The sequence below is a fragment of the Neisseria sp. P0001.S007 genome (genome assembly GCF_051963655.1).
Taxonomy (GTDB): Bacteria; Pseudomonadota; Gammaproteobacteria; order Burkholderiales; family Neisseriaceae; genus Neisseria; species Neisseria subflava_A.
In genome coordinates, this window is sequence record NZ_JBQCUB010000002.1 from 230,184 (window position 1) to 256,182 (window position 25,999).

Genomic DNA, 25,999 nt, shown 5'->3' on the forward strand with positions numbered 1-25,999 from the left:
AGGCCGTCTGAAAAGAGAGATATTTTTTCAGACGGCCTATCTGCTTTATAAACGGAAAACACAAACACAAGATGAAACTTAAATATAAACCTCGCTAACACTCCCCTCTTCTAAAAGTTTTTAGCCCGTATCGGCTTGTGTTCAAGACTAAAGCTTTCCTTACCGACAATAAAGTTTTATCGGCTTCAGACACTTTATCGTTTCTTTACTTTGTTTCTCTCTAAGAGCATAATAAATAAAAATGATTATCAGGATATGAATCATGAAACAAAACCATTTGATTTGCTTGTTAATGAGCAGTTTTGCCGCCGCAAACAGCTTTGCCGAGACCTTGGCAGACCCTGATGAAATCCAGCCTGTCAAAACCTTCTCCCCTCCCAAACCGATTGCACCGACCTCAGCACAAGGCTATTTCCCCGAAAACCAATTCGATCGCACCGACCGCAGCGATCATTACTTTGTTACCGAAAACATAGACCAAGCCTTCCGTCCGTTGAAAGCAAACAGCGGCTTTTACGGCAAAAGCTTTTACAACTCCGTTACCGCGCAAGCGCGTGGGGCAAAAGTGTACGGCGTGGCCAACCTCAATCACACCAAGGCCAACGGCTACAAAGACGGCGACGGCAATCAGACCGATTGGAAATACAGCCGTTTCAATCAAGCTTTGATACTCGGTTTCGTGCCGTCTGAAAACCAGGAATACCGCCTCACCTACCTACACGACGACATCAACAACGACCGCCAGCCGCAGTTCGTCAACGACGCATTGGATACCGAACGCCACATCGCCAAACTCAACGCGCGTTGGGGCAATGCCGATTTGAGCAATACGGTCAGCGCGGAAGCAGGTGTCATCAAACTCAAACGCCATGCCGACAATTACTCCCTGCGCCCAAACAACACTCCGCAGCAAGTGTTCGTAGAGCTTGACCGCAAAGTGTACGACTTCTCGCTCAAACACGACGCAGATTTCGGCAAATTCCACAACACCGCCGCCGTCAGCTACCGCAACGACAGCCAAAACGGCGAGCGCAACGCCCACACCGCCATGCGCGACTTCCTCAACGGCTACCGTTTCGCCGATGTGCACATCGACCGCTGGCGCATTGCCGATACCCTGTCTTACAAGTTTGACGACCAACACAAACTGGGCTTGGGCTTAAGCTACGAAATCAACGAAGCGGACGTTCGCAAAAATACGGCGCAACCCGCCCATCCGATGAACCGCAACCTTGCCTTCGCCTCATCACAACAAATCTGGAAAACCCATTACGGCTACGACTTCAACGGCAAAGTGCGCCGTCATGCCTTCTCAGGCGAACTCAAATACGATTTCACGCCGTCTGAAACGCAAAAATACAGCGTTTCCCTCGCACATTTGGAACGCATCGGCGACAACACCGAACGCTTCAACTCGCTTGCCGCCATCGTGCAAAACCGCATGAACGGCGCGTTGATGAACCAAAACCCAGCCGCTGCCATCGCAGGCAATCCCCTGCTGAAAACCGAAAAACACAACCGAATCAAGCTCACCGCCGACAGCCGCAACGACTACTACAACGGCTACATGAACTCGTTGGCAGGCTCAGGCTGGAACGTAGGCGGCACACTTGTAGCAGACAAAGTCAAAGACCTGATTATTTTTGACCGCGCACGAGGACAAAGCGGTATCTCATCCAAAGGCGGCGGCATCATCACACGCAACGTGGACGCGCGATTGTTTACCGCGCAGGCCTACGCACGTTACAACTTCAATCCGCATTGGGCGGCAGGCATCAAAGCCACCTACAACTACGGACACAACGAAACCGACAGCAGGCCGCTCTATCAAATCCGTCCGTTTGAAGCCGCCGTCCAAGCCGACTACAAAAACTACTTTGCCCACGGCAGCTACAACATCGGCGCCGCAACACGCTTTGTCGCCAAACAAACGCGCGGCGATTTTGACACGGCAAGCGGTCTGGGCATAGACAAACGCGAAGCCGCCAAAGGCTTTACCGTTGCCGACGTGTATGCAGGCGTAAACATCAAAGACAAATACGGCTTACGCTTGGGCGTGAACAACGTGTTCAACAAAAAATACGCCGAACACATCAGCGGTGACCACGTCCTCGCCCTGTCGCCCAGTGTGGTGTATGCACCGGGCAGGACATATTGGTTGAGTTTGCATGCGGCTTTTTAAAATCAGGCCGTCTGAAAGAATGCCTACACTGGCTTATTAAGAATTAGGAGATAAAAAATGGACATGAAAAGACGCGATTTCTTAAAAATGACCGCCGCGCTGGCAGCCGCAGGCGTTTCGCCTTCATTGTTGGCAGCTGGTAAAGAACAATTTACCGTATACGGCGCACCGGCAATGCCCAGCGTTACCATTGCAGTAGCGGCGTTGCAAGGCAAGCTGGCGAAGCAGGCGGATGTATCGCTGAAAATTTGGCGTTCGCCCGACCAACTGCGCGCAGGCGTAGCAAGCGGACAATTTAAAGTCATGATGAGCCCGAGCAATGTCGGCGTGAACCTGCGCAACCAAGGGCAGAAAGTCGGCATGGTCAATATTTTGACCAACGGCATCACACAGCTGATGTGCAAAGGCAGCGCGATTGCCTCGCCGCAGGATTTGGTCGGCAAAAAAATCCTTGTGCCGTTTAAAAACGACATGCCCGACATCGTGCTGCAAGCCTTGTTGAAAAAACTGAAAATCGACGCGCACAAAGTCGGCATCACCTACACCGCCACGCCGCCCGAAGCAGTCGGACTGTTTTTGAGCAAGGACTACCACGCCGCCATCCTGCCCGAACCAATGGCAACAGCCAGCCTACTTAAAGGCAAAACCATGGGCGTAAACGTCGTGCGCGGCTTTGATTTGGTGAAAGCATGGGGGCAGGCGTTTGACACCAAACCGCTGATTCCGATGGCGGGTATCATCGCCAACGAAGAATATTTCCACGCGCACAAGGCGCAGTTCGACATCTTCCATCAGGATTTGAAAAACGCGCTTAACTGGATACTCGCCAACCGTCAGAGTGCCGCGAAAATCGGCAAAAACTACCTCCCCGCCCCCGAACCCGCCCTAGTCATGGGCTTGGACGGCGCGCGGCTGACGGTAACCAAAGGCAGCGAAGTGAAGAACGAGATTTTGAAGTTTTACGAAATCCTGATGCAGTTCAACCCGAAACTTTTGGGCGGCAAGCTGCCGGATAACGGGTTCTTATTGGCTTAAAGGGAAAGAGGTCGTCTGAAAAGGGAGAAGTAGTATTAGGGAATCCAATATACCCTTTTCAGACGACCTATCAGATAATAGTTAGAACAGTACACAAAAAGCCGTCATTCCCACGCAGGTGGGAATCCAGTCTTAGATATTGCAGTAATGTTTTAAAATTGCAGCGACGTCAAACCTCTGGATTCCCGCCTACGCGGGAATGACGGCGGGTGGGTTTCTATTTGCACCAAGAGCTTTGTTTGAAAAAATAACGGATAAACTATCCGCAAGGACGCGTCGTGGTTGTAGAAAACAGTTGTCGCATTCCCATTGTATTTTCAAACGGCTTGTGAGCCAAAACGTTCACCTCCATTGTTGCCATCCGCGAACTTTTAAGCAGCGGCTTAACCCATCGCTCGATTAAGACAAACATTACCATTTACTGGAGTAAAATATGAACTCAATTAATATTCAAGTAGAACAACAACAAGGACGTGTTGCAGATGAAGTAAGTGCATTGATTGCGGTTATTCGTCCAATTCTTCACGGATTATTATTTGCAATAAAAAATGATGTTGTAAATGAAACAGGCGGTATACATAATTTAAAACTGTTTATGCTACCTCGTGTTTATAGGCCTGGGTCTGGTGATTGCGGCATTTGCTTCGAATATGCTGTCCATGATGCAATTCAACGAAAAGACCCTATGATCATTGAACGGGTGCATGATAGTTTGACCCGTTTTTGTCGTGTACCAGGTAACGATACTGCATCTATTTTATTTGGGGTAGAAAAAACCGGAGCTTTGCAGCTTATTGGTAATGCAGATGATTTACTCACTGATAATTCTAGGATTTTAACAGGAGCGCAGGCACAACCACCAAAATTAAAACAATATATTCAAGACTTAATGCAGGCATTTCGTAGGCAGAATTATAGAGATCAACTGCCTAGCAGTATTTCTGGACTTTGGAAGGCTGATTTATTTCTAGGAAATAGGGATACTGATAGATGGGTGGGAACGACCGTTAAAATAAACAAATCTCAGTTAGAAGGAGCTCAAGGGTTAAGAATAGGTATAGTTCCTTCAACATTTGGAAAGGGTGATCAAATAGTCTTTGATTCAAACCGTAACCTTGTAGTGTGCCCTTTGCCATATGACGGTTCTTTTATGGAGATTTTTTACTCTGCATGGCAGATTATTCAATCCTTTATTTATTGGGATGCAAAAATGCCCAAACCAGAATATCTTTCCGTTGGTTCTCACAGAATAGTTGCACAGCGCTTGGAAGAAAGACGAGAATTAACCGTTTTAGAAGCCATTGATTCTCTTGCTCCTATTGCTCAACCGGGGCTCTTGATTACTGACTCTCACCAAGTATCAATTAGTACAAATTCCAATCAAGTAGAAAGCATAAAAAATGTAATTGCTCCGCAGCCTTTACAGTTTTCTTTAAATTAAGAACGAACGTAGGTCGTGTTAGCCACAGTCGTAACCCAACCATGAATCCCAAACCAAGGTCGTCTGAAAAACAATATTTGAGAACACCAAACCGTTTCGTTGGGTTAAGGCATTCTATCTAACCCAATCAACCATTTTTCAGACGGCCTATTATCTCCAAACCATCACTATGAACCAACACCTAAACCATGATTAAAACCGACAAAATCCGCAAACCGCAGCCTGCGGTGTTTTACATCATCGACTACCTTTGGAGCGGCTTTGCCGGTCTGAGTGTGGCGATGGTGGTGGTGGCGTTGTGGGCGTGGGGAAGTGCCGTGTTCGGCGAGTTTATGCTGCCTGCGCCGGTGGAGGTGTTTCAAAAGTCTTTGGATTTATTGAAACATTTTCAGGAAAACGAAATCGGGATTTCGCTGTGGCGGTCGGTGGTGGGGATTTCTGTTGCGCTGGCGGCGGGATTGGCGGCGGGGCTGGTGGCAGGCAGTTTTAAGACGGCGATGGCGTTGCTTAAGCCTGTGATTACGATTTTGTTGGCAATGCCGCCGATTATTTGGGTGGTGATGGCTCTGTTTTGGTTCGGATTTGGCAATCCGAGCGTGTTGTTTACCATCATTGTGTTGGTTGCGCCGCTGACGTTTGCGAGTGCGGCGGTCGGGATGGCGAGCGTGAACAAGCAGCATGAGGAGTTGTTTGACGCTTATAAATTAGGCCGTCTGAAAAAAATCCGTTATCTGTATATCCCGCATCTGACGGGCTATGTGATTTCCAGTATTGGTGTTGCGGTGGCAATGGGAGTGAAGGTGGTGATTATGGCGGAACTTTTGGGCGCGAGCGAAGGCGTGGGCGCGCGGATTGCGGACGCGAGGGCGATGCTGGAGACTTCGACGGTGATGGCTTATGTGGTGTTGGTTATCGTGTTTGTGTCGCTGTTTGAATACCTGATTACCAAGCCTTTGGAAATTTTGTTTATGCCGTGGAGGAGATGATGCTCTGTCTTGAAAACGTGCGTTTTGAAATTCTCCGCGACCCCATCGTGCGCGATTTCAGTTTGAACCTGCAACACGGCGAAGTGAAAGCCTTGTTCGGGCCGAGCGGCTGCGGTAAGACGACGGTTTTGCGGCTGATTGCGGGCTTGGAAACGCCGAAATCGGGCACAATACGCAATACTTTCCGCAAAACGGGTTTTCTGTTTCAGGAAAACCGCCTGCCGGGAAACTTGACCGCGATGCAGAATATCGCTATTTTTATGGACAAACCCGATGAAGGCGAAATCATCGCGCTGGCGGCGAAAGTCGGGCTGACTGCGGGCGATTTGAACAAATATCCGACCGAATTGTCCGGCGGCATGGCGAAACGGGTAGCATTTTTGCGCCTGCTGCTGTGCGGCTGCGACCTTGCCTTGCTGGACGAGCCGTTCGTCGGTTTGGACCGCGATTTGCGCGATATTTTGGTCGCCATGCTGGTGGAAAAAATCGAGCGGCAGGGCATGGCGTGTATGCTGGTAACGCACGACCGCTTCGAAGCCGCACGCCTGAGCCATGAAATCATGCTGCTTTCCACTAAGGGCATGAACGTGCAAAACGTGATTACCCTGCCTACGCCGCTGTCCGAACGCGATTCGGCTTTTGAAGAAGCCGTGGTGGCAAGAGAGTTTCAGGGGATTCATTATTATGAGTGATAGGAATTTAAATTTCTGACAAACCTTGCGGTTCGTTGCCCTCTCCCTAACCCTCTCCCACGGGGAAAGGGGATCAGGTTTCTCAAAATCAGAGAGCCGTAGAATTGGGAATCAGATGTCAGGTAAACCTGAAAATGTTCAGGCTCGACAGCCCAATTCCCTCTCCCCGTGGGAGATGGCTAGGGAGAGGGTAAGCAAGCCGCAGGCTTGCCTCTTTAGCGAAAGATACGAATCTGTTATCCGAACGCGATTCGGTTTTTGAAAAAGCCGTGGTGCCAAGGGGGCAGGGGATTCATTATGAGGTGCTTTATGTTTTCGACTGTGATTACTGCTGCTGTTTTATATATTGCTACAGCAGTAGATTTGTTGGTAATACTATTAATATTTTTTGCTAGAGCAAATACTAGAAAAGAATATCGAGATATTTATATCGGACAATATTTAGGTTCTGTAATTTTAATATTAGTTAGTTTATTTCTAGCTTTTGTTTTGCATTATGTTCCGGAAAAATGGGTGTTGGGTTTATTAGGTTTAATACCGATTTACTTAGGTATTAAAGTTGCTATTTACGACGATTGTGAGGGCGAAAAAAGAGCTAAAAAAGAATTGGATGAAAAAGGGTTGTCAAAATTAGTCGGTATTGTTGCTTTGGTTACAGTTGCTAGTTGTGGTGCAGATAATATTGGACTTTTTGTTCCTTACTTTGTGACTTTAGATCTTGTCGACTTATTAGTTACTCTTCTTGTATTTTTAATATTGATTTTTGTTTTAGTATATACAGCACAAAGATTGGCTAATATTTCAGGTGTTGGTGAAATTGTAGAGAAGTTTAGTCGTTGGATAATGGCTGTTATTTATATTGGTTTAGGATTATTTATTATTATTGAAAATAATACAATTCAAACAATAATATCAATAATATGAATGATACGGGCATTTGAGTATCTGACAAACCTTGTGGTTCGTTGCCCTCTCCCTAACCCTCTCTCACGGGGAGAGGGAATCAAGTTGCTGAAAATCAAAGAATGCAGGATTGGGAATTAGATGGCAGGTAAACCTGAAAATGTTCAGGCTCGACAGCCTAATTCCCTCTCCCTGTGGGAGAGGGCTATGGAGAGGGCAAAAAAGCCGAAGGTTTGCTTCTTCAATACAAGATACAACCCTGTCCTCCCAATAAATCTATATCCGAAAGCATCTTCATGCAGAATCAAGCCAAACCATGAATAAGTTTTTCACCCACCCCATGCGGCCGTTTTTCGTCGGTGCGGCGGTGCTTGCCATACTCGGCGCGTTGGTGTTTTTCATCAGCCCCGGTGCCGTCATTTTGCACCGCCAAATCTTCTTAGAACTCATGCTGCCTGCGGCATACGGCGGCTTCCTGACTGCAGCCATGCTCGAATGGACGGGTTATAAAGGCCGTCTGAAACCTGTCGCTACTTTGATGGCGGCATTGCTGCTCGCTGCATCTGCCATACTGCCCTTTTCGCCGCAAACTGCCTCGTTTTTTGTCGCCGCCTATTGGCTGGTATTGTTGCTGTTCTGCTCTTGGCTGATTTGGCTCGACCGAAACACTGACAACTTTGCCCTGCTAATGCTGCTCGCCGCATTTACTGCTTTTCAGACGGCCTATGCCACGAATGGCGATTTGAACTTACTTCGCGCGCAAGTACATCTGAACATGGCAGCTGTCATGTTTGTATCCGTCCGCGTCAGCATTCTTTTGGGCGCGGAAGCCCTTAAAGAATGCCGTCTGAAAGACCCTGTTTTTATTCCAAATATCGTTTATAAAAACATCGCCATTACTTTCCTGCTCTTGCACGCCGCCGCCGAACTTTGGCTGCCCGCGCAAACCGCCGGTTTTACCGCGCTTGCCGTCGGATTCATCCTGCTCGCCAAGCTGCGTGAGCTCCACCATCACGAACTCCTGCGCAAACACTACGTCTGCACTTATTACCTGCTCCAGCTCTTTGCCGCCGCAGGCTATCTGTGGACAGGCGCGGCAAAACTGCAAAATCTGCCCTCCTCCGCCCCATTACACCTGATTACCCTCGGCGGCATGATAGGTGGCGTGATAATGGTGTGGCTGACCGCCGGACTGTGGCATAGCGGCTTTACCAAACTCGACTACCCAAAACTCTGCCGCATTGCCGTCCCCCTGCTCTTTATGGCCGCCATCTCACGCGCTTTCTTGATGAACGTGAACCTGATATTTTTCATCACCGTTCCTGCGATTCTGACCATCGCCGTGTTCGTACTGTATCTTTTCACGTTTGTACCGATATTTCAGGATAATGCGTTTACGGATGATCCGGAATAAAACAAAAGGCCGTCTGAAACTTTCAGACGGCCTTAGCTTTAAATAAATGCTTTATTTGTTGGCGTTTAAATAAAGATTAATCAGACGTGTAGTGGAGCTGTCGTGTTTTTGCACTTCGGTCTCGCCGGTCAATTCGGCAAGAATGGTTTTGGCCAGTTGTTTGCCGAGTTCTACGCCCCATTGGTCAAAGCTGTTGATGCCCCAAATAATGCCTTGAACGAAAGTTTTGTGTTCGTACATGGCAATCAGGCTGCCCATATTGCGCGGGTTGATTTTATCCATGAGGATAAGGTTGGTCGGGCGGTTGCCGGAGAAGGTTTTGTGCGGAACAAGCTCTTCGATACGCGCTTCGTCCATGCCTTGTGCTTGAAGCTCGGCACGTACTTCGTCCGGCGTTTTGCCGCGCATAAAGGCTTCGGCTTGGGCAAAGACGTTCGCCAACAGGATTTCGTGGTGGCCTTGCAAATTGCTGCGTTTTTCAAGAGAGGCGATGAGGTCAATCGGTGTGATGTGCGTACCTTGGTGCAGCAGTTGGAAGAAGGCGTGCTGGCCGTTGATACCGGTTTCACCCCAAATAATCGGGGAAGTTTCGTAACCGACCGGTTTACCGTCAAGGGTCACTTGTTTGCCGTTGCTCTCCATATCGAGCTGCTGGATGAATTTGGGCAGACGGTGGAGATGTTGGTCGTAAGGCGCGATAACGTGGCTGCCGCCACCGTAGTAGTTGATGTACCAAATGCCGATAAGGGCAAGGATAACCGGCAGGTTGCGCTCCAGCGGCGTGTTGATGAAGTGTTGGTCCATCAAGTGCGCGCCGTTGAGCATTTCGATGAAGTTTTCTTCGCCGAGATACAGCATAATCGGCAGGCCGATGGCCGACCACAGGCTGTACCGTCCGCCGACCCAATCCCAGAATTCAAACATATTGGCGGTATCGATACCGAATTCGGCAACGGCTTTTTGGTTGGTCGATACGGCAACGAAGTGTTTGGCCACGGCGCTTTCATCGCCTGCATGATCCAAGAACCATTTACGCGCGGTCAGGGCGTTGGTCAGGGTTTCTTGGGTGGTAAAGGTTTTGGACGCAATAATGAACAGCGTAGTTTCAGGGTGGACTTTGGACAATACGTCGCGCAGTTGGGAGCCGTCCACGTTGGAGACGAAGTGCATCTTCAGGCGCGGATGACCGAAAGGCTTGAGCGCGGTACACATCATCAGGGGGCCGAGGTCGGAGCCGCCGATACCTATGTTGACGACGTCGGTAATGACTTGATTGGTATAGCCCAACCAGCTGCCGCTGCGGACTTCATGCGCGAACTCGCCCATGCGTTGCAGGACATGGTTGACCTTAGGCATGACATCCTCGCCATCCACGACGATGGGGGCGTTGGTGCGGTTGCGCAGGGCAACGTGGAGTACGGCGCGGTTTTCTGTCGTATTGATTTTTTCGCCGTGGAACATTTGCTGCATCCGCTCAGGCACGCCTGCTTCACGCGCCAACTCGAACAAAAGCGACATGGTTTCGTCGTTGATACGGTTTTTAGAATAATCCAAAGTCAGGCCGCCAACCTGCAGCCAGTAGCGCTCGGCACGTTCGGGATCTTGCTCGAACATTTCGCGCATATGTTGTTCTTTGGTTTCGTCAAAATGTATCCATAATTTTGACCAAGCTGGTAAATCGTGAAGGTGTTTCATCGGATGCTCTCCTGGATAGTGGACAGTTTTGTTGAGAAAACGGCCGTGAGGTCGTCTGAAACGGGAACGGGGTGGTTTCCGTTTTTTGAGGTTTCAGACGGCCTTGATGTGGGTTGGGGCCGTCTGAAGATATCAGTGAAGAATCAATCTTTATCGTATTCGATGTGTTTGTTATGTATGCTTTTTTTACTTTTTTGCAGTTGCGTGCTGGCAGTGTCGCCCAAGCGTAAGGCCAAGCCGATGGCAAGAATGTCGATAACGGCCAATTGCAGAAGACGGGACACCATAGGCGTATAAAGCTCGGCATTTTCTTGAGTGGCGATGCTCAATACGCAGTCGGCCATTTGGGCCAACGGCGAATCATTGCGGGTCAGCGCGATAACGGATGCGCCATTTTCTTTGGCGATACTGGCCGCGTCCAGCAATTCGATAGACGAGCCGGTATTGGAAATCGCCACCAGCACATCCTGCTCAGTCAATACGGAAGCCGCCATCAGCTGGGTATGCGTATCAACATAAGCAACAGTGGACATGCCGAAGCGGAAAAATTTGTGTTGCGCGTCTTGGGCTACGATGCCGGAGTTGCCGACACCATAAAACTCAACGCGTCGCGCGTGCATCAGAATGGCAATCGCGTTTTCCAGTTCGGATTCTTTCAGGAAACGGCGCTCGCCCAAGAGGGAGGCTGCGGCATTGCCCAATACTTTTTCGACCACGCTGCCCATGTTGTCATCGGCGTTTAATTCTTCATGAACGTAAGGCATGCCTTCGTGGCCGATGCTGGCAGACAAAGCGAGTTTGAACTCAGGCAAGCCTTTGTAACCCAAGCTGCGGCAGAAACGGATTACAGTCGGCTGACTGACGGACGCACGCTCGGCGATTTCCGCCACAGCGGCATGAACGAACCATTTCGGCTCGGCCAGCGCAGATTCGGCAACTTTGCGTTCTGCGCCGGAGAGATTGGACAATGATTCGCTAATTTTGCTTAACATATACTCTACCCTTTGTTTCTTTGACGTTCAGGACAAGGTTTTTTTCCACCCCCTGCCCTGCACCGCCGTTTGTGTGTTTAAACGTTATTTAAATGATTGTCTAATGCGGCCGCCGCGCCGACGATGCCCGGAAATTCGCTTAATACGACATACACGGGAATGGCGGCAAGATAAGCTTCAAAGCGGCCTTTATTTTCAAAGCGACTGCGGAATGGAGACGTTTTAAAGTAATCCAACACGCGCGGGATAATCCCACCGCACAAATACACGCCGCCGCGCGCACCCAATGACAAAGCCAAATTGGAAGCAACCGTACCCAGCATGGCGCAGAAAATATCCAAAGTCTGACGGCAAATCGGCGATGTTCCGCTCAATGCCTTATCGGTGATTTCAGAGGGTTTCAGACGGCATTGTTTGATGTTGTCGCGTTTGGCCAATGCCTCGTAAATCAGGCTCAAACCTGCGCCGCTCAAGAAACGCTCGGCAGAAACATGGCCGTATTTGTTTTTAGCGTATTGCCAAATCAACACTTCCATATCGTCAAACGGCGGAAAGCTGGTATGGCCGCCCTCGCCTGCCAACGCCACCCAGCCGGCAGCGCTGTGCACCAAACCGCTGACACCCAAACCTGTACCCGGGCCGATAACGGCTTTAGGCGCAAATTCGATTGGTTTTTGACCTCCGATTTGTATCAAGTCTTTCTTATCGGTTTTGGTCACTGCCAAAGCCTGGGCGGTAAAGTCGTTCAACAGAATCAACGTTTCAAAACCCAAAGCCTGACGGGTGGTCTCGATGGAAAATGCCCAGTGGTGGTTGGTCATCTGCACCCAATCGCCCAAAATCGGATTGGCAATCGCAAAGGCGGCGTGCAAAACTTTCGGGCTGCCTGCGCGTTCCAAATAAGTTTTGGCGGCATCAACGACGGTATCGTAATCTTTACAAGGTAAAACTTCAGCCTTCTCAATCACTTGTGGTGCAGTTTCAAGCGCAAAACGGGCATTCGTACCGCCGATATCGGCGACCAAACGAGGATAAGCTTCAGTGTGCATAGTAGACATGGCAGTTAATTCCTTGGTGATTGAGAATCAGACTGGTCGGATATTCGGTGTCGGCCCTTGCGGCAGCTTTATCAAATACTGCTTTTTTCTCTGCGCCTTGAATAGCCAAAAACACATTCGGCGTTTTGGCAATCGCACCCAAAGTCATACTCACACGCTCATGCGGCGCGGTAACCGGCGTAGTATGAATCAATGTCGGGTCATTGGCTTCATTGATTGCTGCCTGTAATTGAGGCGCTTGAGGGAACAACGACGCCGTATGTCCGTCTGAACCCATGCCCAACACCAGCACGTCAGGTTGCTTGTAATGTTTCAATGCATAAGCAACGACAACTTCAGGTTGTAATTCAGTTTCAGACTTTCCGTCTTCAATAACAGGAATCCATGTGGCAACGGCCGCGTTATTTTTGAGCAGATATTCGCGTACCAAGCCTGTATTGCTGTCGGTATGCGTGGTCGGGACAATACGTTCGTCCACCAAAGTAATGCCGACGTTTTGCCAATTTAAATCTTTTTGCGACAAAGCCTCGAAAAACGCAATCGGCGAACGGCCGCCGGAAACGGCCAAAACCGCATGGCCTTTCTCATTCAATGCGGCTTGCAATGCCGCGGCAACGGCATCAGCCAAAGCTTGCGCGGCAGTTGCAGCGTTTTCTTGTTCGTGCCAAACAAACATGTTTCGTCCTTTCATGGTTTCAGACGGCCTTTTGTTGGAAAACAAGGCCGTCTGAAAGAAATATTATTGCTCTTCGTGCCACTTGTTGCCGTCACGGGCCAACAGCGCGCGCGCAGCTTCAGGGCCCCAAGAATGGGCTTCGTAAGCATGTGGAGGCGTTGTATTGTTCGCCCAGTTTTCCAAAATCGGCATCACATATTCCCAAGCAGCTTCGAGTTCGTCACGACGGTTGAACAAAGCGAGTTTGCCGTTAATCACATCCAGCAGCAGGCGCTCATAAGCCTCGGCGCGGCGGCCCTCTACGGCTGTGCCCAAGTCTACGCCAATCGGTGTAACTTCGACTTTGTTGCCTGCACCCGGGGTTTTTACTTGAGTGTAAAGGCGGACGGATTCGGTCGGTTGTAGTTCAATAACCAAACGATTCGGCGCAGGTTGGCTGTTGTCAAAAATATGGTTTTGCAGCGGACGGAAATTCAACACGATTTCCGCTACTTTGCCTGCCATGCGTTTGCCGGTACGCAGGTAGAAAGGTACGCCTTTCCAACGTTCGTTTTCGATTTTGGCCTTGATGGCGACATAGGTTTCAGTGAAACTGTCTTTCGGTACATCGACTTCTTCCAAATAGCCGTTCATGCCGTTTGCTGCAACATATTGGCCGCGAATAACATTTTCGTTGACGGATTCGATGGTCAGCGGTTTCAGCGATTTGATGACTTTCACTTTCTCGTCGCGTACGGCATCCGCATCCAAGCTCGCCGGTGCTTCCATCGCAGTCATACAAAGCATTTGCATCAAGTGGTTTTGCACCATATCGCGCAACGCGCCGGTAATGTCGTAAAACTCGCCGCGTTCTTCCACGCCCAACTGCTCGGCGATGGTCAGCTGTACACTTTCAATATATTTGTTGTTCCACAAAGGCTCGAACATCACATTGGCAAAACGCAAGGCCAGCAGGTTTTGCAGGCTTTCTTTACCTAAATAATGGTCAATACGGTAGATTTGCTCTTCTTTGAAATAACGGGCCACATCGGTATTGATTTGTTGGGAAGAGGCCAAGTCCGTACCCAACGGTTTTTCCAAAACCACGCGCACGTTATCGGCATTCAAACCGATTTCAGCAAGGTTTTCACAGGCTTGCGCAAAAAATTTCGGTGCAGTTGAGAGGTAGATCACGACATTTTCAGTATTCTTGCGCGCTTTTACCAAGTCGCCCAAAGCAATGAAGTCCTCTTTCTTTGTCACATCGACTTTCAAATACTCGAGACGTTGGATAAACGATGCCCACGCTTCTTCTGAGAAGTTTTGTTTGACATGGATTTTAGAATTCGTTTCCACTTTGGCCAAAAAGCCGGCGGTATCCAATTCGCTGCGGCTTACGCCCAAAATACGACCTTCGGGATGAAGCAAACCGGCTACATGCGCCTGATACAGGCAAGGCAAAAGTTTACGCATTGCCAAATCGCCGGTCGCGCCAAACAACACCAAATCAAAATTTGTCTGTGTACTCATTGTTTCATCTCTCGTTGAGGAAGCTTGCTTCAAAACTTTTGGACTGTCGTCATCTATAAAAATCGATTAAAATCAAAAGCCTTTAAGCAATAAGCAGTAAAAAACCAATCGCCTGCACCAAAATTTCAAACAAGCGGGCTAATGAGTAGTAATACTACACATGGCTACACATTTTGTCTATTCTCATTTTTACAAATTGTTTGATTTAACATAAAAGTTTGATGACTTTTGCAGCCCATCGTTTTACGAATTGACCATACCTCGATTTAAATCAAATTTCTTCCACTTAGTAAATTATTTTGTAACAAAATTACATATTTTGTACTATAATACGCAGACGCTTCGAAGAGAAATCTTCAACATTTCAGACGGCACTCATTATTTATTCCCACAGCTCAAGGCCGTCTGAAGAAAACACCCAATACAAAAATCAGAAACGCGCAAACAAAATCCCTATCATATCGTTTAGCCAGGAGACCGCACATGAACCCCACTCCTATTCACCCGAAACTCGCCGAAATTACCGAGCGCATCATCGAGCGCAGCCGCCCGACGCGTGAAAAGTATCTGGCGAAAATCCGCAGCGCCAAACAGATGGGACGCTTAGAGCGCAACCAGCTCGGCTGCAGCAACTTGGCACACGGCTATGCCTCCATGCCTAAGAGCATCAAAATCGAAATGCTTCAGGAAACCGTCCCCAACTTAGGCATCATCACTGCCTACAATGACATGGTTTCCGCACACCAGCCGTTTAAAGACTTCCCTGACCAAATAAAAGACGAAGCACAGAAAAACGGCGCGACCGCCCAAGTCGCCGGCGGCACACCCGCCATGTGCGACGGCATCACGCAAGGTTATGCCGGTATGGAATTGTCGCTGTTCTCCCGCGACGTGATTGCCATGAGTACCGCCATCGGTCTGTCGCATCAAATGTTTGACGGCGGCCTGTTTATGGGCGTATGCGACAAAATCGTACCGGGTTTGATGATCGGCGCTTTGTCTTTCGGCCATATTCCGGGCATCTTCGTTCCGGCAGGCCCGATGTCCAGCGGTATCGGCAATAAAGAAAAAGCCCGTACCCGCCAGCTTTTCGCCGAAGGTAAAGTCGGCCGCGACGCCTTGCTTGAAAGCGAAATGGGCTCTTACCACAGCCCGGGTACTTGTACCTTCTACGGTACCGCCAACTCCAACCAGATGATGATGGAAATGATGGGCGTGCACCTGCCTGCCGCCGCCTTTGTCCACCCATATACCGACCTGCGCGAAGCCCTGACCCGCTACGCTGCCGGACACCTCGCACGCGGCATTAAAAACGGCACCATCAAACCATTGGGCGAAATGTTGACCGAAAAATCCTTCATCAACGCCCTGATCGGTTTGATGGCAACCGGCGGCTCGACCAACCACACCATGCACCTCGTTGCTATGGCGCGTGCCGCAGGTGTGATTTTGAACTGGGACGACTTCGACGAAATTTCTTCCATCATCCCATTGCTGATCCGTGTGTATCCAAACGGCAAAGCCGATGTAAACCACTTTACCGCTGCCGGCGGCCTGCCTTTCGTTATCCGCGAATTGCTGGATGCAGGCTTATTGCACGACAATGTCGATACCGTCGTCGGACACGGTATGCGCCACTACACTAAAGAGCCTTTCCTCATCGACGGCAAACTCGAATGGCGCGAAGCCCCTGAAACCAGCGGCAACGACGACATCCTGCGCAAAGCCGACAATCCGTTCTCCCCGGACGGCGGTTTGCGCCTGATGAAAGGCAACATCGGTCGCGGCGTGATTAAAGTATCCGCCGTGCGCGAAGGCTGCCGCATTATCGAAGCACCTGCCATCGTATTCAACGACCAACGCGAAGTGTTGGCCGCATTTGAACGCGGCGAGTTGGAACGCGATTTCGTCTGCGTCGTCCGCTACCAAGGCCCGCGCGCCAACGGTATGCCCGAATTGCACAAACTGACCCCGCCTTTGGGCATCCTGCAAGACCGCGGCTTCAAAGTGGCGTTGCTGACTGACGGTCGTATGTCCGGCGCATCCGGCAAAGTTCCGGCCTCCATCCACATGACGCCCGAAGCCCTGATGGGCGGCAACATCGCCAAAATCCGTACCGGCGACCTGATCCGCTTCGACTCCGTTACCGGCGAACTCAACGTCCTGATTAACGAAGCCGAATGGAACGCCCGCGAAGTCGAACGTATCGACTTGAGCGCGAACCAACAAGGTTGCGGCCGCGAACTCTTCGCCAACTTCCGCAGCATGACCAGCAGCGCAGAAACCGGTGCCATGAGCTTCGGCGGCGAATTTGCCTAAACCCTTTTCAGACGGCCTCTTAAAACAATCAGGTCGTCTGAAACCATGTTAACGACCCTATTACGATACAGTCCCCAACGGAGACCTAAAATGTCTAAACTGACCCCTCGTGAAATTCTGACTGCCGGCGCAGTTGTGCCGGTAATGGCGATTGACGACTTGAGTACTGCCGTCGATTTGTCCCACGCCCTTGTCGAAGGCGGCATCCCTACCCTCGAAATCACCCTGCGCACCCCCGTCGGCCTCGACGCCATCCGCCTGATTGCCAAAGAAGTGCCCAACGCCATCGTCGGCGCGGGTACGGTTACCAACCCTGAACAGCTCAAAGCCGTCGAAGACGCAGGCGCGGTTTTCGCCATCAGCCCGGGTTTGCACGAATCCCTCGCCAAAGCCAGCCACAACAGCGGCATCCCCCTGATTCCCGGCGTTGCCACTCCTGGCGAAGTCCAACTGGCTTTGGAACACGGCATCGACACCCTTAAACTCTTCCCTGCAGAAGTCGTTGGCGGCAAAGCCATGCTCAAAGCCCTCTACGGCCCTTACGCCGACGTGCGCTTCTGCCCGACCGGCGGCATCAGCCTGGCAACTGCACCCGAGTACTTGGCACTGCCTAATGTCTTGTGCGTCGGCGGCTCATGGCTGACTCCAAAAGAAGCCATCAAAAACAAAGACTGGGATACCATCACCCGTCTGGCTCGCGAAGCTGCCGCTTTGAAACCCAAAGCCTAATCAGGATAAAAGAGCAAAGGCCATCTGAATATAATTTCAGACGGCCTTTTTTATATCAATTAAGCCAACACTTTCCGTGCCGCTTCCACACCCCAATACAAAGCCTCTTCAAATACCGAATAGCTGCTTAAGTCACTGTGTGCGAACAACAATCCGCCATTTCGGTTTCTGATTTTTAATAAAGCCTCATCGCTTAAATAGCCGGGCTTCGGCACGCTCATGCCATGCCCGCGAACAGTAATGTCAACATGGGAAACGTGCCGCCAAAAGCCTTCGCCGTAAGCGGTAAGCAGATCTTGGGCGGCAAGCTGGAGCAGCTCTTCGTCGCTTGCTTCAAGTAGCTGGCGGCGGACGGCTTGTGGCGTATCGTGATTGAGCGCGGCGTAGGCGGTAAAAATCGTGCGTTCAGGACGGGCAACCCGAATAAGCTGGTTGGTCGCAACAACGTAGCCCAGCCCTTGGCTGCCGTAAACCACATTGTCCCACGCAAGTTCGCTGTTGTTTTTTTCTTTTGGGAAACTGTGCAGTTCGAAATTGGAAACCAGCCATGGCGCGTATTCGGGAATATCCAGACCAAATTGTTCTGGATGTTCAATAATGCGTGCGGCAACCATCAGCGGCATGGCAGAGATTACGTGTTGCGCGGTAACGGCAACGGTTTCCCCTTTTACATTATCACGCAACCACACTTCAATCCGGCCGTCTGAAAGCGGTTTGATTTTGACGGAGGAAGCATTAACCGAAGCAGGTTTCTCCAAACGGATACTGTTTTCAGACGGCCATTGCCAGCCTTCCTGCAAACCGGCATGACGGCGTAGGTTTTCAGAAAGATGCGCCAAACCTTCGGGCCAAGTGAGGACGGTTTCTGCATTGTTGCGGGCGGCAAAATAATGCAGTCCGGCAAAGGCAGACACTTGCCCGATACCTTGTCCATAATCGTCGCGGCAACAATAATCGAGATACCACAAAAGCTCGGGCGAGTTATAACCTTCTTGCTCAAGCCATTGTTTGAACGTCAGATTATCGAGTTTGCGCCATGTCTCATCTGCCGATGACAGCGCAATCGGAATAGCAAAAATTTTCTTACCGTCATCGCCGTAAGCCTGTTTCAGACGGCCTATCAAATCAAAAAACCGTTTGGAATCCGCATCTTCTCTCGGCAATAAATGTTCCACCCATTTATCCTGATACAAAAGGCGCGATTCGGGCGCATAAACCAAATCGGTTTCCCTAAAGCTGCCGTCCGACTGCAAGATACCGAAATCCGCCAACATCTCGCGCACATACACGCTTTCTTTCGACGGCAAAGCCAAATAATGCGCGCCACTCGGCGCTTTCAGGCCGTCTGAAGACGTATAGGCAGCATTGTTGCCATTGCGTTCAAACCCTTCTGCCAACAATACATCGCAGTGATTATGCTTCGCCAAATACCACAACGCCCCCAAACCCGCCACACCGCCGCCAAGTATCAACGTATTGCATTCATAACGACGGGTCGGCTGATTGAGCAATTCCCCGTCACGCAACAAATGCCCCAACGGTAAGCCGACACGGTTAATAGAAACCGGCGGTTTATGGTTGAGGTATTTGTAAGTCTGCCAAGAAAAAGCAGAAGCAGCGCCAAGCGCGGCGGTATAGCTGAGAAATTGACGGCGGGTTAGCATAATAAATTATTGCTTTTCAGTATTTTTTAGGAAAGCAAGTCATACACCCTTTTCTCTGTAAGATACCCATTATTTCCAAATGCCTTCATGTTATAGAACCGATAACACTTAACCAGCAATACATTAACATCTCCTAAAATATCAAATGGCGTATGCTTGGCGTTGAACTTTTGCCCCTCTTGCCAATATTGATAAAACTAAAATAAAGTCAAATCACTGCCTCTATTTACAACCGTCCAATCCACCCGTTCCGCCGCCAACTCACTGCACAAGATTTCCTTCACTTTTTCCAATTTCATACCGCCGCAAATAAATGCGTCTATAGCAGCAAAACGGTGTTCCGGCCAAGTATGGATACTGATATGGGACTCGGCAAGCAGCAAAACGCCGGTTACGCCGCCTGCGCCGCTGAAGGTGTGGAAATGTTCGGTTAATATAGTCGCTTCTGTTGCCTGTGCAGCTGCTACCAAAGCGGTTTTCAGACGGCCTTCATCTTTTAAGATGGCTTCATCGCAGCCATATAAGTCCAATAGGCCATGGTTACCGGGGGCATGGGTCATTTATGGCCTCCGGAATAGCCGCTTGAATAACCGCCGTAGCTTCCTCCTGAATGAACTCGGCTACTGTCATCATCCAAATCGGACAAATCTGCATAATTCATCATCGTAACAAAAACAATCAAAGCCATTGCACAAATAACATATCCCACTCGGGAAATACTCTGTTCGCCATTTTCATCTCTCTTCCGTCCAACTATAAAAAGAGCATAGACACCCCAACCGATAAGAAATATATCGAACAGTGCATCGAAGCCATCCATAAACAATGACGGAATATTGACGATAACCAAAATAGCAATCATCAGAAGTCGTAATTTTTCATCGATATCATCTGCACTCATTTTCACGGTATAAGATGATATTTTATTGGTTAAATTAAACGCATCTGCAATTTCCCGATAAGCAATGGGTGTACTTCTACTCCATGCCATTTCGTGACTGTTTAGTTCGGAACCAAGCTTACGGCTTTGTCCGTCTCGGTAATCGCTGTAATAGTTCAAATCACCGTTTCGGACACGCCAATAAAACGCTCCGCTGGCAATCCTGACCCGTCCGCCATAGTCATAAAGTTTGCCATAGCCTTGCGGTTGGTGGTTGCGGTCGAGGCGTGGCCAATCGTTCAAGGTTTCGGAAATATTCCAACCTTCATCAGCTTCAACCAGCCATAAGAAACCCTGTATAGGGTTGTAAAGCAGATACTCTGTCCACTGCCCTTCTGGTGCCAATGTATGATTGGCACCTTTGAACAAGTTATCAAATGTTTCCTGCGCATCTGTTTCTAAATATCTAATTGCGCCGATAACATGAAACTCTTTATTTTTCAGACGGCCTGTCGAGCCGACAGGCAAAGTAAACATCGTATTTTGGGACAAACGCAGATTGTTGGCGGTAATAAGCTCCGCTTTATCTTTGCCGACTGCCAATTCGCTGCCGCAGCTTTGACAGTTCAGATGAGAAGTCAGCCCGTTTACCCAATGAATGGATGAGCCGCAGTTAGGACAGTTTTCTGAAGTAATACTGCCTTTCAGACGGCCTGCGCTTTCTTTAATTTCATCTTCGTGGCGCGTGTTTTCCAGCTTCAAATCATCTAGGTTTACCATCCGACCGAAGAAGGCTTCGGGTGTTTTGTTGCTGTAATCGAGCGTGATGAAAAGGTTTTCGCAACGCCAGTCGGAAACCCGATTTTCTGTATCCTCTTTCAAAACAAACGGCAATTCGCCCTGCGCGGCGGCGCGTTTCAAGCTGATTTTGCGGACATCGGAGGCAATATAGTGCTTATCTTGAAAAGTCAGCTCACTAAATCCGGCTTGCGTGTCTTCAAATTTCGGCGGATTATCGATTTCGACCGGCATGGTCATCACATACAAATCGCCCGCCTCAGAAAGCCAACCTGCCCTGCCGTCGTCAAACAGCGCATACCATTCATTCCACGCACCATCGTCGTATTGCACCTGAAGCCGTCCGACCAAGGTAAAGCGTTGTGCGACAAATGTGCCGCTAGTTCCGATTTGCAGCGGACTAAAATCTTCCAGCAATGCGGAGTCGCGGCCGGAGTCGACAACGCCGTTATCTTTACGCACCAGCATGCTGTTGCAATAGCCGCACACCAGCGTCACGGCAGAAGCAGAATGCGCTTCGACAGGTGCGCCGCAGCTTGGGCAGTCGGTTTTGAAGAAAGGAGTTTGAGACATGGATTTGCTTTTCAGAATGGGTTGGAGTGTTTCAGACGGCCTTAGTGTTTATATCAACTGGTTTTATCAATGATTTCAGATTAGAAACACACCAAATCGCCGAACAGACTCAATCAAATGATTCAAAAGGCCGTCTGAAACCTTTTCACAGAAGCAGCTCAACGCTTCTTTGAATGATATTTTTCAGACGGCCTTCAATTGATTAACCAATCAACTGCTTCAACACTTCAGCCTTGGCCTTATCAAAATCTTCTTGCGAAATCAAACCGCCATCCAGCAAAGATTTGAGTTTCACCAATTTTGCCTGCGGATCTTCGGCAGCCGGCTGAGCATTCTGCTGAGCCTGTTGCACATTCGGCTGCATCATGCCTGACATGGCACCCGCCATTGCCTGACCAATACCGGCACCTACGCCCAAACCTGCACCAATTCCGGCAAGTCCGCCTTCATTTTGTGCCGCAAGTGGGATAGATTCGGCGGTTTGATATTGGGTGTAGCGTCCCAAATCGCCGATAACGCCCATCGAAATTTTCTTATCCAACGCAGCCTGAATAGACGCGGGCAAGGTAATACTTTCAACAGTGAAGTTTTCCAGCGCCAAACCCAGCTTGGCAAATTCCGCGCCAAGCAATTCGCCGATTTTTTGCGACAACAAAACTTGGTTCGCCGCCATATCCAAGAATGGGATACCGGAGCTGCCAAACGCAGCCGCCAACTGGGTGACTGCAATATTGCGCAGTTGATTTTCCAAATCTACGCCGCTGTATTGCGCCGCCACGCCGCTAACTTCTTTGAAGAATTTTGCCGGATCGCTGATACGGTAAGAATACATACCGAACGAACGCAGTTGCACCGCGCCAAACTCGGCATCGCGCACGGTAACAGGTTGGGATGTGCCCCATTTTCGTGCAAGCTGTTGTTTGGTATTGAAAAAGTAAACATCCGATTTAAACGGAGACTCAAAAAGCTTGTCCCAGTTTTTCAAGTTGGTCAGCACTGGCAGCGTTTGCGTATTGAGCGTGTAACGCCCCGGCCCAAACACGTCGGCGGTTACGCCTTCATCGACAAACATCGCCATCTGCGCCTCACGCACAGTCAGGCTCGCACCGTTTTGGATCTCCTCATCGGCAATCGGAAAACGCCACATCAGCAGGCTGTCATCGGGATTCGGCCATTGAATGACGTCGATAAACTGTTTCTTGATAAAGTTGAACATCGCAGTTCCTTATTTGAAGAAGAAGGGATAACTTATGGGCAGTCAGATCAATTTGCCTAGTCGGTCATATCGCTTATTTTATATAACTATAATGTCATACGATATTAACATTCAAAATGTCTTTATGCATGGGAATAGAGTGGGTTACTGTATCTATTTTTAGTGTTAAACCCACTAGCTGACCCAGAAACATTAACATATCATTAAAATTCATACAGACTCTGTTTTACACTATTTTTCTGCTTTTACCTGCGCTATATCATAAAAAAGACAAATACAGGTAGAAAATCATTAAACACCATACCAAGCGTTCACTACACCTGTTAATATTTACCAAATCCTAGAAATTCATCATGCTGTATTGTCAAATTATCACATTGGCTTTCATAAAGTAAAAGGAATTTATATGAAAAATTCTGCTCATTTCTGTTTTGCAGTGTTAGCACTCTCTGCTGCCGTAAGTACACAGGCTGCCCGCCCTGTTGAATTTACCGTTGGTAGCGAATATTACAACGAGACCTATCGCGAATACGAAAAAGATGGTAGTCGCTTAATGCAGCAAAAAGGCAACTTATGGTCTATTAATGCCGGCGTAAAATACCGTTTCAACGATCGCCATGCGGCAAAATTAGAAGGCCGTTATTCGCGCGGTAAAACAGATTACACGGGAAGCGTACAATATATAACTGAGGATTATATCGATGATTCAGCAAGTTATGGCTCAGCCACACTCAAAAATGCACCACGCCACGCATACGATATCCGTGCCTTATACGAATATACACTCCCGATTAACGATCGCTTTAGCATTACTGCCGGAGCCGGCTTGGGACACCGTGTTCTGAGAGACTTAAGTAGCCGCATTGATCCTAATGATTATGACCGCAAAAACCGAACCACATATGCGCAAATCAATACCGGAGTAAATATCGCCCTTCCTGCAAACTTTGAGATATCTCCCCGCATTGCCTACAATCGTGCCGTGAAAGGCCGCCAATATTCTTACGAACCCGACCAGGTAGAAACCCGAATGAAACAAGGCGGCGGACAAGGTATTGAGGTTGAAGTGCCTATATCTAAAAAATTCGCTAACGGCTCCAAAATCAGCCTCGCTCCATTCTATCGCGGCTGGAAAGTTAAAGAATCGAACCTTACCGTTACGGAAGAGTATGACTCATATGGATTGGGATCTATAGAACCTAAAAACCACACCCACGAAGCGGGCGTAAGATTGCAATACTCTTTCTAATTTGATGAACTTAAGTAGTTAAAATGTTTCAGACGGCCTTGTATATAACAGGCCGTCTGAATTTTTTGATGCTTTCAGAATTTCACTATAACGCCAATACCATCAGACATAAGACATTATCAGTCAAAAAATCTACCGATAATTTCTCCAGGTAGGAGTTAGGATCAACACATCTTTGCTATCCAACCGACCATCAAAATCAAGTCAAGCAAGCCGCATTCAAAATGCCGATCGAGATGGACACTGCACCAAACAGCGCGCCGACGGCGACATTGTTGCCGATAAGTTCTGGGGTAGCGTCTTTAATCATCATTGTTGCAGCGAAATAGACAAAAATCTGAATCACTGCTGCGGCAAGTCCCCACAGGATAAAATCGATGAAGCTGACGCTGTGGGCAATGCTTGAGGCAAGCGTCAGACAGAAACCGACCAATGCGCCGCCAAACGACAAGGCGCAGGCAAGGTTGCCGTTTTTAATCAACCGCAACTCTTCGGCAGGGGTAATCCGCAAATATATGGCACCGAAAACGACAGTCATGGCAACACCTACCAACATATATTGCAGGTAAAGCAGATATTGGGACAGAGAAATACTCACGATAAGATTCCTTAGTTTGCAATAAAGTGATTATGCCATATTTTTGAAGATCAACCCTTCGGAAATACAGCATTTTAGAAGCGCTTCAGGCCGTCTGAAACAGACTAATTTTTAATTCATGTTTTATTACGATAATTGTTGACGATTTTTGTATGTTTATGTAACTATTGCGCACTGCCATTTAATTAGAGTAAAGAGGAGAATTATGAGCATGCTCGCCGCTATCCGCCCTAAAGAGCCTTTGCGCCATCTGCGCTGGTTTGACATGCTGATTGTAACCGCCATCCTGTTCGGTCAATTTGCCTACCGTTCTACCCAACTTTATATCGCCAGCCTGATGCCGCAAGTAGAAACGGCCGCTGCGACTGAGGAAGTGCGAGATACTGCCGTCACCGGCGTGGCTTATTCTGAAAACATGAGCCTGCAGTTGACGCTACTTGCTATTGCTCTGATTTACCTCGTTATCCGCCGTTTCGACTTCAAACAGTTGCCGATTCGCTTTAATTTAGGCGTATTGTTTTGGACGCCTGTGATTTTTATCCTGATGGGTCTGACCGCCGATGCGGTAACTTCGTTAAGCGGCGGCTACAATTACTTTACCACTGAAATCTTCCAATACATCAAACCATTATCCATCTTCGATAAATTCGCTGCCCTTGCGCCGATGGCCATCCTCTACGGCCTTTTAAACGGCTTTTATGAGGAATTCTGCTTCCTCGGCCTTTTGACCTGCGTGGAAGACAAATACAAATGGCAGGCATTGGCCTACTCGACCTTGGTGCGTATCTCCTTCCATACTTATCAAGGTATGCTTTGGGCAACCGTTATTGGCGTTGTTTTCGGCTTGATGTACTACTTTTTCTACAAATACAAAGTCAAAAACCTGCTGCCGTTTTTCCTGATTCACGCCTTAGCAGATATCTTCGGCTCCGGCTTCATCTATTTGATTTGCGCTTAATGGCAATGGTTGACTGAATAAACAAGGCCGTCTGAAACATCATTTTTCAGACGGCCTTTTATTATCTATCGGTTTACTTAATCAAAGTAATTGCCACATCAGCATCTTCGGTTGCAACTGCCTCAATCACTGCATCGCCGCCAAAACGCAACACCGAGCCTGCGCCGACCGTATGTTTTTCCTTCTGATTCAAGGTTACGTCAAAGCTTCCTTTTCCAACGGCAAAAATCAGTGTTTTAAAACCCGGATGATCGTGCGGCTTAATCTGTTCCCCTTTTTTCATATCTTTCTTAACGACCATGTAATTTTCGCCGCTGAAAATCTTACCGTTTTCGGAAGAAACCTCTCCCAAAGGCGCGGCAGAAACGGCAACGGAAAACAAAGCAGACAGCAATACAGCAGAAATATTAGATACTTTCATGGCAAGCCTTT

22 protein-coding genes are annotated in these 25,999 nt (G+C 48.8%); 11 read left to right on the top strand and 11 right to left on the bottom strand.

Annotation, left to right across the window (positions count from 1 at the left end):
- The first annotated feature begins 262 nt into the window (after positions 1–262).
- From ACTHRE_RS03465 to ACTHRE_RS03495, 7 genes are all read left to right on the top strand, one after another.
- The gene (locus tag ACTHRE_RS03465; protein WP_377072159.1) at positions 263–2,182 is read left to right on the top strand and encodes a TonB-dependent receptor; all 1,920 of its coding nucleotides are present in this window, start codon (positions 263–265) and stop codon (positions 2,180–2,182) included.
- Between the two features lie 57 nt (positions 2,183–2,239).
- The gene (locus ACTHRE_RS03470; RefSeq protein ID WP_377072158.1) at positions 2,240–3,217 is read left to right on the top strand and encodes an ABC transporter substrate-binding protein; all 978 of its coding nucleotides are present in this window, start codon (positions 2,240–2,242) and stop codon (positions 3,215–3,217) included.
- A 433-nt stretch (positions 3,218–3,650) separates the two neighbouring features.
- A complete protein-coding gene (locus ACTHRE_RS03475) occupies positions 3,651–4,658 on the top strand; it encodes a hypothetical protein (RefSeq protein ID WP_440344832.1) in 1,008 nt (335 codons plus the stop codon).
- Between the two features lie 188 nt (positions 4,659–4,846).
- Positions 4,847–5,644, top strand: coding sequence for an ABC transporter permease (locus ACTHRE_RS03480; protein ID WP_003686099.1), 798 nt, complete (start codon positions 4,847–4,849; stop codon positions 5,642–5,644).
- Complete coding sequence (locus ACTHRE_RS03485; protein WP_009310824.1) at positions 5,644–6,336, top strand: ATP-binding cassette domain-containing protein; 693 nt, start codon at positions 5,644–5,646, stop codon at positions 6,334–6,336. Before ACTHRE_RS03480 ends, ACTHRE_RS03485 begins: the two co-directional genes overlap by 1 nt.
- 309 nt (positions 6,337–6,645) lie before the next feature.
- A complete protein-coding gene (locus ACTHRE_RS03490) occupies positions 6,646–7,260 on the top strand; it encodes a CadD family cadmium resistance transporter (protein ID WP_036491903.1) in 615 nt (204 codons plus the stop codon).
- A gap of 295 nt (positions 7,261–7,555) precedes the next feature.
- Positions 7,556–8,653: an NnrS family protein gene (locus ACTHRE_RS03495; RefSeq protein WP_101755314.1), complete on the top strand. Its 1,098-nt coding sequence runs from the start codon at positions 7,556–7,558 to the stop codon at positions 8,651–8,653.
- A gap of 51 nt (positions 8,654–8,704) precedes the next feature.
- Here ACTHRE_RS03495 and pgi read toward each other — a convergent pair whose 3' ends face one another.
- The 5 genes from pgi to zwf all read right to left on the bottom strand — a co-directional run bounded on the left by pgi (position 8,705) and on the right by zwf (position 14,583).
- Entirely contained in the window at positions 8,705–10,348 is a 1,644-nt protein-coding gene (gene pgi / locus ACTHRE_RS03500) for a glucose-6-phosphate isomerase (RefSeq protein WP_440344833.1), read from the bottom strand.
- A 143-nt stretch (positions 10,349–10,491) separates the two neighbouring features.
- A complete protein-coding gene (gene hexR / locus ACTHRE_RS03505) occupies positions 10,492–11,340 on the bottom strand; it encodes a DNA-binding transcriptional regulator HexR (protein ID WP_003745745.1) in 849 nt (282 codons plus the stop codon).
- A gap of 77 nt (positions 11,341–11,417) precedes the next feature.
- Entirely contained in the window at positions 11,418–12,398 is a 981-nt protein-coding gene (locus tag ACTHRE_RS03510; RefSeq protein WP_315038482.1) for a glucokinase, read from the bottom strand.
- Positions 12,379–13,074 carry a 6-phosphogluconolactonase gene (gene pgl / locus ACTHRE_RS03515; RefSeq protein ID WP_315038483.1) on the bottom strand — a complete coding sequence of 232 codons (696 nt, stop codon included), beginning with the start codon at positions 13,072–13,074 and terminating at the stop codon, positions 12,379–12,381. The genes ACTHRE_RS03510 and pgl overlap by 20 nt, the downstream gene beginning before the upstream one ends.
- Positions 13,075–13,137: 63 nt before the next feature.
- The gene (gene zwf, locus ACTHRE_RS03520; RefSeq protein WP_377072154.1) at positions 13,138–14,583 is read right to left on the bottom strand and encodes a glucose-6-phosphate dehydrogenase; all 1,446 of its coding nucleotides are present in this window, start codon (positions 14,581–14,583) and stop codon (positions 13,138–13,140) included.
- 483 nt (positions 14,584–15,066) lie between these two features.
- On the opposite strand from zwf, the gene edd reads away from it, so the two are divergent.
- Positions 15,067–16,902: a phosphogluconate dehydratase gene (edd, locus tag ACTHRE_RS03525; RefSeq protein ID WP_377072152.1), complete on the top strand. Its 1,836-nt coding sequence runs from the start codon at positions 15,067–15,069 to the stop codon at positions 16,900–16,902.
- Between the two features lie 90 nt (positions 16,903–16,992).
- Positions 16,993–17,631, top strand: a complete 639-nt coding sequence (locus ACTHRE_RS03530) for a bifunctional 4-hydroxy-2-oxoglutarate aldolase/2-dehydro-3-deoxy-phosphogluconate aldolase (protein WP_003745733.1) — start codon at positions 16,993–16,995, stop codon at positions 17,629–17,631.
- 59 nt (positions 17,632–17,690) lie between these two features.
- On the opposite strand, the gene ACTHRE_RS03535 is transcribed toward ACTHRE_RS03530, so the two are convergent.
- From ACTHRE_RS03535 to ACTHRE_RS03550, 4 genes are all read right to left on the bottom strand, one after another.
- Positions 17,691–19,295, bottom strand: coding sequence for an NAD(P)-binding protein (locus tag ACTHRE_RS03535; protein ID WP_440344834.1), 1,605 nt, complete (start codon positions 19,293–19,295; stop codon positions 17,691–17,693).
- A gap of 197 nt (positions 19,296–19,492) precedes the next feature.
- Complete coding sequence (gene speD, locus ACTHRE_RS03540) at positions 19,493–19,855, bottom strand: adenosylmethionine decarboxylase (RefSeq protein WP_440344835.1); 363 nt, start codon at positions 19,853–19,855, stop codon at positions 19,493–19,495.
- Positions 19,852–21,546, bottom strand: coding sequence for a DUF4178 domain-containing protein (locus ACTHRE_RS03545; protein ID WP_440344836.1), 1,695 nt, complete (start codon positions 21,544–21,546; stop codon positions 19,852–19,854). The genes speD and ACTHRE_RS03545 overlap by 4 nt, the downstream gene beginning before the upstream one ends.
- A gap of 202 nt (positions 21,547–21,748) precedes the next feature.
- The gene (locus ACTHRE_RS03550; protein WP_308538378.1) at positions 21,749–22,762 is read right to left on the bottom strand and encodes an SPFH domain-containing protein; all 1,014 of its coding nucleotides are present in this window, start codon (positions 22,760–22,762) and stop codon (positions 21,749–21,751) included.
- Between the two features lie 406 nt (positions 22,763–23,168).
- Here ACTHRE_RS03550 and ACTHRE_RS03555 point away from each other — a divergent pair, with 406 nt between their 5' ends.
- On the top strand, positions 23,169–24,011 hold the full coding sequence (locus ACTHRE_RS03555) for an outer membrane beta-barrel protein (RefSeq protein ID WP_440344837.1): 843 nt from the start codon (positions 23,169–23,171) through the stop codon (positions 24,009–24,011).
- Positions 24,012–24,210: 199 nt separating this feature from the next.
- On the opposite strand, the gene ACTHRE_RS03560 is transcribed toward ACTHRE_RS03555, so the two are convergent.
- Positions 24,211–24,609 (bottom strand): DUF350 domain-containing protein, encoded by a 399-nt coding sequence (locus ACTHRE_RS03560; protein WP_440344838.1) that lies wholly within the window; start codon positions 24,607–24,609, stop codon positions 24,211–24,213.
- Between the two features lie 205 nt (positions 24,610–24,814).
- Here ACTHRE_RS03560 and ACTHRE_RS03565 point away from each other — a divergent pair, with 205 nt between their 5' ends.
- A complete protein-coding gene (locus tag ACTHRE_RS03565) occupies positions 24,815–25,567 on the top strand; it encodes a CPBP family glutamic-type intramembrane protease (protein ID WP_440344839.1) in 753 nt (250 codons plus the stop codon).
- A gap of 73 nt (positions 25,568–25,640) precedes the next feature.
- On the opposite strand, the gene ACTHRE_RS03570 is transcribed toward ACTHRE_RS03565, so the two are convergent.
- Positions 25,641–25,988, bottom strand: a complete 348-nt coding sequence (locus tag ACTHRE_RS03570) for a hypothetical protein (protein ID WP_377072145.1) — start codon at positions 25,986–25,988, stop codon at positions 25,641–25,643.
- Positions 25,989–25,999 lie beyond the last annotated feature (11 nt).

Coding starts and splice junctions, on each gene's coding strand:
- ACTHRE_RS03465 (WP_377072159.1), top strand. CDS start 263: ATGAAACAAAACCATTTGATTTGCTTGTTAATGAGCAGTTTTGCCGCC.
- ACTHRE_RS03470 (WP_377072158.1), top strand. CDS start 2,240: ATGGACATGAAAAGACGCGATTTCTTAAAAATGACCGCCGCGCTGGCA.
- ACTHRE_RS03475 (WP_440344832.1), top strand. CDS start 3,651: ATGAACTCAATTAATATTCAAGTAGAACAACAACAAGGACGTGTTGCA.
- ACTHRE_RS03480 (WP_003686099.1), top strand. CDS start 4,847: ATGATTAAAACCGACAAAATCCGCAAACCGCAGCCTGCGGTGTTTTAC.
- ACTHRE_RS03485 (WP_009310824.1), top strand. CDS start 5,644: ATGCTCTGTCTTGAAAACGTGCGTTTTGAAATTCTCCGCGACCCCATC.
- ACTHRE_RS03490 (WP_036491903.1), top strand. CDS start 6,646: ATGTTTTCGACTGTGATTACTGCTGCTGTTTTATATATTGCTACAGCA.
- ACTHRE_RS03495 (WP_101755314.1), top strand. CDS start 7,556: ATGAATAAGTTTTTCACCCACCCCATGCGGCCGTTTTTCGTCGGTGCG.
- pgi (WP_440344833.1), bottom strand. CDS start 10,348: ATGAAACACCTTCACGATTTACCAGCTTGGTCAAAATTATGGATACAT.
- hexR (WP_003745745.1), bottom strand. CDS start 11,340: ATGTTAAGCAAAATTAGCGAATCATTGTCCAATCTCTCCGGCGCAGAA.
- ACTHRE_RS03510 (WP_315038482.1), bottom strand. CDS start 12,398: ATGTCTACTATGCACACTGAAGCTTATCCTCGTTTGGTCGCCGATATC.
- pgl (WP_315038483.1), bottom strand. CDS start 13,074: ATGTTTGTTTGGCACGAACAAGAAAACGCTGCAACTGCCGCGCAAGCT.
- zwf (WP_377072154.1), bottom strand. CDS start 14,583: ATGAGTACACAGACAAATTTTGATTTGGTGTTGTTTGGCGCGACCGGC.
- edd (WP_377072152.1), top strand. CDS start 15,067: ATGAACCCCACTCCTATTCACCCGAAACTCGCCGAAATTACCGAGCGC.
- ACTHRE_RS03530 (WP_003745733.1), top strand. CDS start 16,993: ATGTCTAAACTGACCCCTCGTGAAATTCTGACTGCCGGCGCAGTTGTG.
- ACTHRE_RS03535 (WP_440344834.1), bottom strand. CDS start 19,295: ATGCTAACCCGCCGTCAATTTCTCAGCTATACCGCCGCGCTTGGCGCT.
- speD (WP_440344835.1), bottom strand. CDS start 19,855: ATGACCCATGCCCCCGGTAACCATGGCCTATTGGACTTATATGGCTGC.
- ACTHRE_RS03545 (WP_440344836.1), bottom strand. CDS start 21,546: ATGTCTCAAACTCCTTTCTTCAAAACCGACTGCCCAAGCTGCGGCGCA.
- ACTHRE_RS03550 (WP_308538378.1), bottom strand. CDS start 22,762: ATGTTCAACTTTATCAAGAAACAGTTTATCGACGTCATTCAATGGCCG.
- ACTHRE_RS03555 (WP_440344837.1), top strand. CDS start 23,169: ATGAAAAATTCTGCTCATTTCTGTTTTGCAGTGTTAGCACTCTCTGCT.
- ACTHRE_RS03565 (WP_440344839.1), top strand. CDS start 24,815: ATGAGCATGCTCGCCGCTATCCGCCCTAAAGAGCCTTTGCGCCATCTG.
- ACTHRE_RS03570 (WP_377072145.1), bottom strand. CDS start 25,988: ATGAAAGTATCTAATATTTCTGCTGTATTGCTGTCTGCTTTGTTTTCC.